Source organism: Acinetobacter sp. 12966, from assembly GCF_031196995.1.
Lineage (GTDB): Bacteria > Pseudomonadota > Gammaproteobacteria > Pseudomonadales > Moraxellaceae > Acinetobacter > Acinetobacter geminorum.
This window is the reverse complement of sequence record NZ_JAVIMC010000093.1, coordinates 1-12150: the sequence shown is the minus strand read 5'-3', so window position 1 is coordinate 12150 and position 12150 is coordinate 1. Positions and strand designations below refer to the sequence as shown.

Below are 12150 nucleotides of genomic sequence, written 5' to 3'. Positions count from 1 at the left end.
TTACAGAATAGAAAATATGATTAACGCTGCACCATTTTATTCATCACAAATGAGGTTGCGACTTTATTGACCTCGAGAAATACAAAATAATCCAAACAGTTAAACTCTTCATCAAAAAAAGCCTGTTTTGATAGTTTTGACTGCATGCTCAAATACATTTGGAACAGCTTTGGCATACGTTCATCTTGTGGAAAGCTAAACTCAGGATATTCAGGTTCATAGATTTTTTTTGAACGAATATCAATCGTTTTACTTTCTGGTAACTGCTGAATCTGGCGATGCGTGTAGTACGCTCTAGCCAAATTATCTTGCAAATGAATACTGACACAGCCCATTAAATATTTAGCACGCATTGACCATAGCACTTTGGGTGCAAGGTTTAACCACAACATAGATAACGCTTTACCATTACGAAAGCGAGGATGTACACAAGTACGGCCTATTTCTAACACATTTGGAAGATGGGAAAGCTGAGGTACAATATCAAACTCATGTGCACTGTAACTCTGTGCTATTTCGTGGCCTTGAAATAGTTTTAGACGCGTATACGCTACAATTTCTCCAGTCCACTTTTCACGTAAGACCGCGTGCTCACAACCAAAATCGTAAATATCTTGGTCTAAGTTATCTTCAAACTTGATTCCGAATTGTTGACTAAATTGTTGTGCACGAAACCGTTGTACATCTTGTAATTCTTTTAAATTATCAACCCACTCAAAACGAAATTGCGTCTGATTTATTGCTTTATGACGATTTAAAGGTAAAGTCCAGGTTTGGCGATATTGATTAAATTTTTCCAGCATAATGAACGCTCCTAGTGACACCCCCTACACTATTCAAAGCTCATGACAAAAAAATGACCAAATTAAGATAGTATAAAAAAAGACCACCTAGGGTGATCTTTTTATTAAGAATAACGGATTTCTTAAGCTGTTTTAGTACGATTAGAAATCAGCGTTCCAACACCGTGATCAGTGAAGATTTCAAGCAATGTGGCATGTGGCACGCGACCATCAACAATATGCGCACTCACAACGCCGCCTTTAACAGCATCAAGTGCACAGCCTACCTTAGGAATCATGCCGCCATAGATCACACCTGTTTCAATGAGGCGATCAACTTCTTGTGTCGTAAGGCCAGTTAACAGATTTTTATTTTCATCAAGCACACCGCTAATATTGGTGAGCAAAATTAATTTCTCAGCACCTAATGCTTCTGCAACCTTACCTGCAACTAAGTCAGCATTAATATTATAAGTATTGCCTTCTTCATCTACACCTAGCGGTGCAATAACTGGAATAAAGTCACTTTGGGTGAACATTTCCAATACATCTGTTTTAACGCCAGTCACTTCACCAACCATACCCAAGTCGATATGTTTGATAGAACCATCTTCTTCTTGCTTTTCCATGAGCAATTTGCGGGCACGAAGTAAATTACCGTCTTTACCTGTTAAACCAATCGCACGTCCACCGTGTTTATTAATCAGATTAACGATTGATTTATTCACGCTACCGCCCAACACCATTTCAACCACTTCCATGGTTGCAGCATCAGTTACACGCATACCGTCAATACGGTCAGATTCACGGCCTAACTGCTTTAAGAATGAGTCCACTTGTGGCCCACCACCGTGAACAACAATCGGATTTAATCCTACAGTTTTAAGTAAAACGATGTCTCGGGCAAATGAACTTTCAAGCTCCGGATCAGTCATTGCGTTGCCACCGTATTTCACCACCAGCGTTTTACCAGTAAAGCGTTGAATATACGGCAAAGCTTCAATCAAGATTTTTGCTTTGTCGACACCGATATGCTGATGTTGTGGCATTACGCCTCTCCTTACTTAGGCCTCTGAAAGTTCTTGTGCAATTTGCGGATAGTGTTCTTGTAACATATCCACAAATTTTTGCTGGATTTCCTTTAATCGTAAAGGATTATCTGCATCAAATCGTACTGTAAAGTATTCACCAGTATTTGATGCTCGAATAATGCCAAAACCATCATCAAAATCAAGACGTACGCCATCAATTTTACTAATACGCGCCCCTAAGCGATGACTTAAAATCTCAATATCTTGTAATACATACTTTGGATCAGACTGATACGTACCAATATAAGTATCCTCTGTACAACATCTTTCTGGATATGGGGCAAATAACTCAGAAATTGTAGCGGCATTAGATTGGGTAAAATACTCCATTACACGTAATGCAGCATACAAACCATCGTCGTAGCCAAAACCACGGCCATCATTAAACACATAATGACCTGCATATTCTCCACCAAAAATGGCACGCCCATTCGACTGAGATAAATAAGCCCTTAGGAAACTACTTCCCGTGCGGATCATTTTTGCTTTTCCGCCGAGTTTCTCGACGGTCTCTTGCACCATACGCGAACATTTCACATCAAAAACAATTTCTTGCTCTGGGTGCTGCTCAAGGCACATTTGGGCAAAAAGCGATAATAAGCGGTCTGCGGTCAATATCTGTGCTTTTTCATCAACTAAAACAACACGGTCTCCATCACCATCCAAAGCAATACCAATATCAGCCTGCTGCTCGACCACGGCTTTTCGCAAGCTAATTAAATGAGCTGCATGTGATGGATCTGGTGCGTGATCTGGAAACTCTCCATTTGGATTAGTGCGTAAAGCAATGACTTCACACCCCATTTTTTCTAAGATTAGTTTTGAACAATGCCCAGCTGAACCATGCAAACCATCTAAAACAACTTTTAAAGGACGTTTTAACTGAATATCTTTAAAAATGGCTTGTTGGTATTGCTGGCAAAATTCAGCCTTAAATTGCGGTAAGGTTAACTCAAGTACAGAAATTGAATGGCTTGGTACATAAGTTTGGGCTTCTTCACCCACCTGTTGAATCATTTCCGGAGACGGCGGTTCGCCTTTTAAAATCCACTTAATACCATTATCAGATTTTGGGTTATGGCTTGCTGTCACCATAATGCCATTGCCACCAAAATCTCGTGCAATGTAGTACATCATTGGTGATGAACAGCAACCAATATTAGTCACTTTTAAACCTTGTTCTATTAAAATTTCTTCAATTAAGTGTGCATAGGCTGGGCTTGTGAGACGGGCATCATAGCCAATCACTAATTGAGTTTGCTTTGCTTGTTTGTATTGTTGTGCCAATCCGTAGGCAATTGAACGGACAACGTCCGTGGTTAAGTAAGAAAGTTTGCCTCTAATATCGTAAGCACGAAAAATACTTTTTGGAAATGAGTGTCTTACATTCATAGCGTATCTTCTATTTAAAGATCAATTCGATCTATCGCAAAAACATAGATTATTCAAAATTTTTGAAAGGTTTGTTTGCTAAAAAAGTTAAAAGAATATGAGTAAAGCGTGTTGTAATATAATCCATTGTAACATTCAAGATATAAAAAGAAACGCCTGTTCAACAGGCGTTTGATTTTCGTTAATATTTTAGAAAAACTTACTGTTTACCTGTATGACCAAAGCCACCAGCACCACGTAAAGTTTCTTCAAATTCTTCTACTTGCTCAAATTCAGCTTGTACGACTGGCACTAAAACGTACTGTGCCAAGCGCTCACCTGGTTCTAAACGGAATGTAGTTTGACCACGATTCCAAACGGAAACCATCAATTCACCTTGGTAATCCGAATCAATCAAACCAACTAAGTTGCCAAGCACGATCCCGTGTTTATGACCTAAACCTGAACGCGGTAAAATTAAACCAGCAAAATTTACATCATGAATATAAATTGCCATACCTGTTTTAACTAAAACAGTTTGTCCTGGTTCAATATCAATTGCTTCATCTAAACAGGCACGTAAATCTAAACCCGCTGAACCTGCTGTTGCATATGAAGGTAAAGGCCATTCTTTACCTAAACGCGGATCGAGCAATTTCACTTGAACTTTCATGGGATTTCCTAAAAATTAAAAAAATTAACGCTTTAATAAAGCTTTTAAATTTGCCAGATATTGTTGAGCCTGTTCTTTAGGGTCAACATTAGCCGCAATTTTCTTTTTACGCCCTAACCACTCGAGCTCATCTTGTGGAAGCTCATCAAGGAAACGGCTAGGCGTCATTTGTTTCATCTGTCCGCCATTTTTGCGCTGTTCCGCTAAAGTTAACGTTAAACCTTGGCGTGCACGTGTAATTCCCACATACATGAGACGGCGCTCTTCCTCAATGGTTTCTGCTGCAATCGAGTTCTTGTGAGGCAATAGTTCTTCTTCAAGTCCCATAATGTACACATATGGGAATTCCAGACCTTTTGCTGCATGCAAAGTAAGAAGGTTAACTTTGTCTGTATCTTCTTCTTCCTGCTGCTGTTCTAACAGATCGAGCAAAACTAGTTTTCGGATAACACTTTCAATATTCTTTTCATCAACATCTTCAGCACGATTAATCAGATTTTGAATACTGGTAAATAAGTTCTCGATGTTATCGAGCTTACTTTTCTCTTGTGCAGGTGTTGCTGACTGTTCTCGAACATAATCCATATAACCTGCTTCATTCATCATTTGACGGACTTTAGGCACAGGCTCATCATCTTCCAACAATTCACGAGTAAATGTCGCGATAAAATCGGCAAATTCATGAAGCTGTGTTTCCGCCTTTTTAGGCAGCACCATACTTAAACGCTGGTCAGCAGAAGCACCGAGTAAAGACAAATTATTCTCTTGTGAAAATAAACCTAATTTTTCTAGAGTAACTGGGCCAATCGCACGTTTAGGTGTATTAATAATACGTAAGAAAGCACTGTCATCTTCTGGATTAATAATAAGACGCAAATAACTCATTACATCTTTAATTTCTGCACGCGCGAAGAACGATGTACCGCCAGAGAGTTTATACGGAATTTGCATTTGGCGAAGTTGGGTTTCTAATACACGTGCCTGAAAGTTTCCGCGATACAAAACGGCATAATCTTTCCAGTTCTTACCGTTCATTAGCTTATGAGTCAGTAAGTCTTTTACCACGCGTTCTGCTTCATCATCATCATTACGACATGTGATGATTCGGATGACTTCCCCATGCCCTTTATCACTCCACAATTTCTTGTCAAAAATATGTGGATTATTTTGAATCACACAGTTCGCAGCTTTTAAAATACGGCTGGTCGAACGGTAATTTTGTTCAAGCTTAATAATATGTAGATTTGGGAAGTCTTGTTTAAGCAATGCCATGTTTTCAGGCTTAGCACCACGCCATGCGTAAATCGACTGGTCATCATCACCTACCGCGGTGAACTGCCCCATTACACCAACTAATAGTTTGACCAAAATATATTGGGCCGTATTGGTATCTTGATATTCATCAACCAATAAATAGCGAACGCGGTTTTGCCACTTGTCACGTACTTCTGCATTTTCTTGCAATAAACGTGTTGGCATAACAATCAAGTCATCAAAATCGACAGCATTGTAGGCACGTAAATTACGTTCATAAAGTTGATAAAGATGAGCAAACTGGACATCTTCCGGTGTTTCACAAGTCGAATGTGCTTGTTCCGGCAAAATCAGATCGTTTTTCCAATCTGAAATTTTCTTCATTGCTTTAGCAATTAATTCTTTACTCTCTGCACCCGATAAATTGTCACGATGCATGAGATCCATCAAAATACGTTTACAGTCATCTGCATCTAAAATCGAAAAATTAGCTTTTAAAGGTAAATTTTTAAGTTCTAAACGTAAAAGGTTTAAACCAAAAGTATGGAAGGTCGAGACGGATAGACCTTTTGCTTCTTCACGTGACAGAAGCTTGGTCACACGTTCTTTCATTTCACGTGCAGCTTTGTTTGTGAAGGTCATCGCGGTTATACGATGCGCTGGAATACGGCAATGCTGCACCAAATAAGCAATTTTACGCGTAATTACCGATGTTTTACCTGAACCAGCGCCAGCAAGCACCAATAAAGGGCCCTGAGTATATTTCATGGCTTCTTCTTGCTTGTTGTTCAATTGACTGGCAGATGACATCGTGTATTACCTCTTAATTTTTCGAGCATGATTATAGTCATCTCTTTTTTAGAATCCCAATAGTAAATCTACGGATATGTATAAATGATGTCTAATAATGCAATTTATGCGCCGCAGAATGTCGTGATTATTTCTTGTACTGCATCCATAAAAAAACCACCCGAAGGTGGTTTTTGAAACAATCAACTAGATCTTATTGTTTTGCATAAATGCTGATTTCTACACGACGGTTTTGTTCACGGCCAGATGCAGTTGAGTTATCTGCGATCGGGTTAGATGAACCATAACCTTGCGCGTCGATACGGCTAGCAGATACGCCTTGGCTCGCTAAATAACTACGTACTGATTGAGCGCGTGCTTGTGATAATGGAATGTTAATTGAATCATTACCAGTGTTATCAGTATAACCAGTTACAAGAATTGCACTCTTGTTATCTTCAGCCAAAGTTTGAGCCACTTTGTTTAAAGTTGCGTAGAAGTTTGGCTTGATATTTGATTTGTTTGTATCGAAAGTAATGCTACCAGGCATGATCAATTGAACAGAACCATCTGGGTTACGGCCAACGTCTACACCAGTACCCGCCATTTGTTGACGTAATTTTTTCTCTTTCTGGTCAAGATATACACCACCAGCAGCACCAAGAACTGCACCAATTGCCGCAGCACGGTTGTTTTGACGGCTAGAGTTTGCATTTGATTTAGAAATACCATAACCAGCTGCTGCACCAATTAAAGTACCTAATGCGGCTTTATCGTATTCAACGCCACCAAGATTATTACCAGTTGTTTGACAACCAGAAAGTACTACTGCTGCCCCTACCACTGTTGAAATAACTAATGCACGCATTGCATGCCTCCTCACTTTGTGTGTTTTGTTGTCTGAATGAATAATGAAACAAAAAGGAAGTATAAAACATTGATATTTTGTTAATAATAAACAGTTTAGTTACTTTTTTGTAATATTTTGATGCACTTTAAGATGCAACCTCATCACAATTTCTTCATTGTTGTCTAAGATATCGTTGTATTTCATATTATGACAGTTATAGTTGAACAACTTTTCTATGGATTTGAGACATTCGGGGTCATTTATATGCCAACTGCACCCAATAAACAATCTGCGCTAAAAAAAATTACACGTGGACTCACTGTAGGTACAGTCATTACAGGAAGTACTTTTTTTCATGGTCCCCCTGTTCTTGCATTAGGTCTGACCAAGCTTTTAAAGAAATCATCAAAAATAGATGAAACTAATATTCAAATTACAAATAGCTGGTTAGGGGTAAATAATTGGCTAATTGACCATGTTCTTCCTAATCTAAAATGGGACATTACCATTGATGAAGGACTTGATCTGAATATGCAAGGTCGTTATCTAATGACTTGTAATCACCAAAGTTGGGTAGACACGACTGTAAATCAATATTTTGGTTTAACACGTATGCCACTCACCCGTTTCTTTACTAAATGGGAACTCATCTTTATTCCTTTTGTTGGTCAAGCATTTAAGATTTTAGGCTTCCCAATGATGAAACGTCACACCAAAGAACAGATCGCGAAGAATCCTGAACTTAAAGACCGTGACATGATGGAAGCGCGTAAAGCCTGTGAGCAGCTTTTAAGTCAGCCCTTCACATTATTAAATTATCTGGAAGGGACTCGTTTTACTCAAGAAAAACATGATCAGCAAAAATCACCTTATAAGCATTTGCTAAAACCCAAAGCAGGTGGCTTAGCACTTGCATTAAATATCTTGGGTGACAAAATCGATGCCCTAGTTGATATGACTATCGTCTATCCTGATGGTGTACCGGGATATAGTGATTTCTGGCTCGGAGATGTTTCAAAAATTGCGGTTAACTTACGTAAAATTGAAATTCCAGAGTGGGTGCTTGGCGGCAATTATGAAGATGATGCGGCTTATCGTGAACGTTTTCAGCAATGGGTTCATGACATTTGGACCGAAAAAGATCAACTTATTGAGCAAATGAAATCTCAATATACCACTGCAAATATTTAAGAAAGCACCCGTTATTATGCAAAACAGTTCTGGGAAAAAAACGAAATACCATCATGTAGACCCAAACAGCCTTTCATTTAAGCTGTTTTTGGTCTACGACATTTTCATGGTGTTTATTATCATTTTTAACTTGTTCTGTCTTGCGACTAATTTCTTTTTAATGAGCAGTATTGGGGCATGGTTCTTCGAACATATTCACTTGCCCCAAGTACTCAGCTTTTATCGTACTTCACTACATCCGTGGGTGATTACATCAGAAGCTTGGTTTATTGGTTTTTTAATTATTGAGCTGCTTGTACGCTGGGCTATTGCGATCATCAACAAACACCATAAGCGTTGGTTCTTTTTTCCTTTTATTCACTGGTATGAAATTTTAGCTATTATTCCTCAGCTCCGTTTTTTACGTTTATTCCGCGCTGGGATTATTGCTTACCGTTTACATGAGTTGGGCTATCCAGTTGTTCCGGGAAGCTGGCGGAAAACTGGGCTATTTTATTATCGTGTCGTAATGGAAGAATTATCTGACCGCGTTGTAATTACCGTGATTGATGGTATTAGATATGAACTTGAAACCAGTTCTAGTCATAAACAGATTATTCATGATTTGGTTAATCATCATCGTGAGCAATTTACTGTCGCTCTAACCGCATTATTACAAGAATCTTTAGCCACCGCTTTAAAAGAACAAAAGCCTGCCATTACAAAAGGTGTGGGCAAAATTGTAGATCAAGCCATTATTGATACGCCTGAGCTAACTCAATTATTACGCTTAATTCCTTTAGTCGGGGGCCGCATTGAACAGCAAATTCAAAGCATTGGTCAAAGATTAGGTGAAAATATTAGTGCAGGTTTAATTGAACCTTTAATTGAGGGCTCACCAAATAGTCCGAACCCTACTTATCAATTAATTTCTCAAAGAGTAAGTGAAATCAATATTAATAATCGTCAGCTTGAGCAATTGGTTGAATCTGTCGTGTTCGAGACACTGGAGTCTGTACGTAAACAAGTCAAGGTCAAACAATGGCAACAAACCCTTGCGGAGTATGATCGAATCAAAGAATAAGCATTTATTTAATTTTTTATGAATCACGCTAGAGAATTGGCACGAATTGTTCTAGCATTTGCCCTATTTACAATAAACTTAACGATATTACAGCTCGTTTAACGCCTTGAAGGAAGACTTATGGCTGATATACGGATTACCGGCAGAATGGTTAACTTTAGCAGGATAACCTTCGATACCAATGATCATGATGTGATCCGCCAGCAATTATCAAATATTTTAAATGAAGGTTCCTATCAAGGAACTTTAGTGATTATTGACAGTACAGTTGAGCAAGAGTTAATTGCATTGATTCAACTTCTGGTGAGCTTAGGTTTACAACCAATGGCGGTAATCGACGGTATTTTAGGAGATGAGGCTCGCGCTATTCAATTCCCTGTTTTACCCGCAGATCAACCATTACAACGCATTAAAGCGACAGCTGAACAAGTGGCTATTGTGGAAAAACCTGCTACAGCTCCTGCCTCGTCTTCAGCAGAAACAAAAAAACCACTAAACAAGATAGCGGTCGCTCATATTACCTCTTATCATGATGAAATTTTGCGTACAGGCCAATCCCTTGTACAAGATAACGGCGATATTATTTTAAAGGCTGGCATGAATAGTGGTTCCGAGGTGATCGCTTCAGGAAATATACATATTTATGGCACAGTTCGTGGTAGAGTCATTGCTGGTGCGGGCGGGCACGCAGCTGCACGCATTTTTTGCCAATCTTTAGAGGCTGAGCTCGTTTCCATTGCCGGAACGTATTGTGTCGCAGATGATATCCCTAAACATGTGGTAAAAAAACCAGTACATATTTATTTAAATGAAAAGCAAGAGCTTGAATTTGAAGCTCTAGAACTTTAATTTATTAAGCAAATCACCAAAAAACAGCCCTTTTAAGGGTGTATGACCATAATAGGAGTGGATTCGGTGGCCAAAATTGTTGTCGTAACATCAGGCAAAGGTGGTGTAGGTAAAACTACAACGAGCGCATCTTTTGCAACAGGTTTAGCCCTTCGTGGTCATAAAACTGTTGTGATTGATTTTGATGTAGGCTTACGTAACCTTGATTTGATTATGGGTTGTGAGCGTCGTGTTGTTTATGATTTTGTTAATGTTATTAATAACGAAGCACGTCTGCAGCAAGCCCTTATTCGCGATAAAGATATCGAAAACCTTTATATTTTACCGGCTTCACAAACACGTGATAAAGATGCGTTGAGCGACGAAGGTGTTGCTCGTGTTATTGATGAGCTATCTCAAGAATTTGATTACATCATTTGTGACTCACCTGCAGGGATCGAGCGTGGCGCGATTTTAGCCATGTATCATGCAGATGAAGCAATCATTGTAACAAACCCTGAAATCTCTTCAGTACGTGACTCTGACCGTATTATTGGTATGTTAGATAGCAAAACCAAGAAAGTTGAACACAACGAAGGGCGTATACGTAAACATTTATGTATTACACGTTTTAACCCGGAACGTGCTGACCGTCAGGAAATGCTGACAATTGATGATATTTCTAAAGATATTTTACGCGTACCGACATTAGGTGTTATTCCAGAATGTCCAAGTGTATTACAAGCATCAAACGAAGGTAAGCCAGTTATTCTGTATTCAGAAACTAAAGCTGGTCAGGGGTATGATGATTTGGTTGCACGCTTCCTTGGCGAAGACCGTCCTTATCGACACATCACAGCTCAACCTAAAGGCTGGTTAGCACGACTATTTGGAGCGTAGATATGGCAGGATTCTGGAGTAAATTATTTAGCAGCGAAGAAAAACCATCAAGTGCTCAAACTGCCAAAGATCGTTTGAAAGTTATTGTTGCTTCTGAACAAGGTTTAGGCCGCCGTTTAAGCCAAGACAAAATTGATCAGATGAAAAAAGAAATCATGCAAGTGGTTAGTCGTTATGTTAGCGGTGTAGGTGAACAGCATATCCAAATGCAAGTTCGCTCTGAAGCTAATATCGAAATGTTAGAAATGAATATCAATTTACCTGAAGAACGATAATTCTATTTCTGACTATTCAATAAATCAGAATCAAGGCAAAATAACGCAAGTTATTTTGCCTTTTTTAAAATGAGGAGATTGTCATGGCATTATCACAGCCAGCAACTTTCAATGAAGAATGGTCCGATGAGCGTGTTTTTGCCTACCTCAACCAACTTCCTCCAAGTGGCGTGAATGCAGATTTTCATGTGCTCTACCATGCATTCAAACATATGCGCCCAACAGACTATGAGCGTCTTTTAACGCAATTTATTGCGGATGGACGCGATATTAATGCCAAAGACCCTGAAGGCCAACGCATTCATGACGTGATTGCTAAGTTTCCGCGTCAATCGGCACCATTTTTAGAAGTTCTAGCAAAGTTTGCTTAAAAATAAAAAGCCTCTAAAAGAGGCTTTTTTCTTATCTAAACTTATCGATTACCAATCAGGAAAATACCAAATACGGTAAAAATACCGCCAGAAATACCATCAATCCATTTTGAAAAATTACGATAAGCTGCTCTAAAACTTGGTAATGAAAAAATAAAAGTCACAAAGCAGAACCATAAAATTGTCTCGATTGTGACAATAATAAAGAGTAGCCAGTGAACTTGATCAAGTTGAGGATTAGCTAAAAATAAAGAGAAAACACTACCAAAATAAATAACAGCTTTCGGATTTGATAGATTAGTTATTAGACCTTTTATAAAAAATAAGTAAGGTGCTTTAGGGAGCTCAACAGCAACATTGCTCTCTTGCTCATTTTTTGAAAAAGCTGAACGTAGCATCTGATAGCCCAACCAACATAGATATAAGCCACCAGCAATAAGCAACCCTTGCTTTAACCAAGCCATTTTTTCAAAGATAAGATTTAGCCCCATCAGCGCCAAGCACGCCCAAAACATAACACCCGCCGTTATACCAGCAACGACCAGCATAGCGTCTTTACGAGAACGACTAATGGCGGTTTGAGATACAAGAAAAAAATCAGGCCCAGGAGTGATAAGTGCGCAAAAGTGAATAAAGGCTAAAGTAATCAGAGCTAATAACATATCTTCCTCCTGATTTAATTCATTGTTATTTAGATCTCTTTCATAAATCA

The 12150-nt window shown here is 38.9% G+C and carries 13 protein-coding genes; 6 read left to right on the top strand and 7 right to left on the bottom strand.

Annotation, left to right across the window (positions count from 1 at the left end; translation table 11 throughout):
• Positions 1 to 20: 20 nt before the first annotated feature.
• The 6 genes from RFW85_RS14250 to RFW85_RS14225 all read right to left on the bottom strand — a co-directional run bounded on the left by RFW85_RS14250 (position 21) and on the right by RFW85_RS14225 (position 6828).
• Entirely contained in the window at positions 21 to 803 is a 783-nt protein-coding gene (locus tag RFW85_RS14250; RefSeq protein ID WP_002121744.1) for a GNAT family N-acetyltransferase, read from the bottom strand.
• A 122-nt stretch (positions 804 to 925) separates the two neighbouring features.
• Complete coding sequence (gene argB, locus RFW85_RS14245; protein WP_002121716.1) at positions 926 to 1831, bottom strand: acetylglutamate kinase; 906 nt, start codon at positions 1829 to 1831, stop codon at positions 926 to 928.
• 15 nt (positions 1832 to 1846) lie between these two features.
• Positions 1847 to 3265, bottom strand: a complete 1419-nt coding sequence (locus RFW85_RS14240) for a phosphomannomutase/phosphoglucomutase (protein WP_086400215.1) — start codon at positions 3263 to 3265, stop codon at positions 1847 to 1849.
• A 199-nt stretch (positions 3266 to 3464) separates the two neighbouring features.
• Positions 3465 to 3917: a dUTP diphosphatase gene (gene dut, locus RFW85_RS14235; RefSeq protein WP_002121799.1), complete on the bottom strand. Its 453-nt coding sequence runs from the start codon at positions 3915 to 3917 to the stop codon at positions 3465 to 3467.
• Positions 3918 to 3941: 24 nt separating this feature from the next.
• Positions 3942 to 5981 carry a UvrD-helicase domain-containing protein gene (locus RFW85_RS14230; protein WP_005070868.1) on the bottom strand — a complete coding sequence of 680 codons (2040 nt, stop codon included), beginning with the start codon at positions 5979 to 5981 and terminating at the stop codon, positions 3942 to 3944.
• 193 nt (positions 5982 to 6174) lie between these two features.
• On the bottom strand, positions 6175 to 6828 hold the full coding sequence (locus RFW85_RS14225) for an OmpA family lipoprotein (protein ID WP_005070886.1): 654 nt from the start codon (positions 6826 to 6828) through the stop codon (positions 6175 to 6177).
• Positions 6829 to 7074: 246 nt separating this feature from the next.
• Between RFW85_RS14225 and RFW85_RS14220 the strand changes: the two genes are divergently transcribed.
• The 6 genes from RFW85_RS14220 to RFW85_RS14195 all read left to right on the top strand — a co-directional run bounded on the left by RFW85_RS14220 (position 7075) and on the right by RFW85_RS14195 (position 11438).
• The gene (locus RFW85_RS14220; protein WP_069035915.1) at positions 7075 to 8001 is read left to right on the top strand and encodes an acyltransferase; all 927 of its coding nucleotides are present in this window, start codon (positions 7075 to 7077) and stop codon (positions 7999 to 8001) included.
• Between the two features lie 16 nt (positions 8002 to 8017).
• Positions 8018 to 9064, top strand: a complete 1047-nt coding sequence (locus tag RFW85_RS14215) for a preprotein translocase subunit SecA (protein WP_170249659.1) — start codon at positions 8018 to 8020, stop codon at positions 9062 to 9064.
• A 120-nt stretch (positions 9065 to 9184) separates the two neighbouring features.
• The gene (minC, locus tag RFW85_RS14210) at positions 9185 to 9913 is read left to right on the top strand and encodes a septum site-determining protein MinC (RefSeq protein WP_005075304.1); all 729 of its coding nucleotides are present in this window, start codon (positions 9185 to 9187) and stop codon (positions 9911 to 9913) included.
• A gap of 66 nt (positions 9914 to 9979) precedes the next feature.
• Complete coding sequence (gene minD / locus RFW85_RS14205; RefSeq protein ID WP_002121719.1) at positions 9980 to 10792, top strand: septum site-determining protein MinD; 813 nt, start codon at positions 9980 to 9982, stop codon at positions 10790 to 10792.
• A gap of 2 nt (positions 10793 to 10794) precedes the next feature.
• Positions 10795 to 11067, top strand: coding sequence for a cell division topological specificity factor MinE (gene minE / locus RFW85_RS14200; RefSeq protein ID WP_000896934.1), 273 nt, complete (start codon positions 10795 to 10797; stop codon positions 11065 to 11067).
• Positions 11068 to 11150: 83 nt separating this feature from the next.
• Positions 11151 to 11438 (top strand): PA4642 family protein, encoded by a 288-nt coding sequence (locus RFW85_RS14195; RefSeq protein ID WP_002121755.1) that lies wholly within the window; start codon positions 11151 to 11153, stop codon positions 11436 to 11438.
• 41 nt (positions 11439 to 11479) lie between these two features.
• Here the strand turns inward: RFW85_RS14195 and rhtC are convergent, their stop codons facing one another.
• A complete protein-coding gene (gene rhtC, locus RFW85_RS14190) occupies positions 11480 to 12100 on the bottom strand; it encodes a threonine export protein RhtC (protein ID WP_170249660.1) in 621 nt (206 codons plus the stop codon).
• Positions 12101 to 12150 lie beyond the last annotated feature (50 nt).

Coding starts and splice junctions, on each gene's coding strand:
- dut (WP_002121799.1), bottom strand. CDS start 3,917: ATGAAAGTTCAAGTGAAATTGCTCGATCCGCGTTTAGGTAAAGAATGG.
- argB (WP_002121716.1), bottom strand. CDS start 1,831: ATGCCACAACATCAGCATATCGGTGTCGACAAAGCAAAAATCTTGATT.
- RFW85_RS14195 (WP_002121755.1), top strand. CDS start 11,151: ATGGCATTATCACAGCCAGCAACTTTCAATGAAGAATGGTCCGATGAG.
- minE (WP_000896934.1), top strand. CDS start 10,795: ATGGCAGGATTCTGGAGTAAATTATTTAGCAGCGAAGAAAAACCATCA.
- RFW85_RS14240 (WP_086400215.1), bottom strand. CDS start 3,265: ATGAATGTAAGACACTCATTTCCAAAAAGTATTTTTCGTGCTTACGAT.
- RFW85_RS14230 (WP_005070868.1), bottom strand. CDS start 5,981: ATGTCATCTGCCAGTCAATTGAACAACAAGCAAGAAGAAGCCATGAAA.
- RFW85_RS14215 (WP_170249659.1), top strand. CDS start 8,018: ATGCAAAACAGTTCTGGGAAAAAAACGAAATACCATCATGTAGACCCA.
- RFW85_RS14225 (WP_005070886.1), bottom strand. CDS start 6,828: ATGCGTGCATTAGTTATTTCAACAGTGGTAGGGGCAGCAGTAGTACTT.
- rhtC (WP_170249660.1), bottom strand. CDS start 12,100: ATGTTATTAGCTCTGATTACTTTAGCCTTTATTCACTTTTGCGCACTT.
- RFW85_RS14250 (WP_002121744.1), bottom strand. CDS start 803: ATGCTGGAAAAATTTAATCAATATCGCCAAACCTGGACTTTACCTTTA.
- minC (WP_005075304.1), top strand. CDS start 9,185: ATGGCTGATATACGGATTACCGGCAGAATGGTTAACTTTAGCAGGATA.
- RFW85_RS14220 (WP_069035915.1), top strand. CDS start 7,075: ATGCCAACTGCACCCAATAAACAATCTGCGCTAAAAAAAATTACACGT.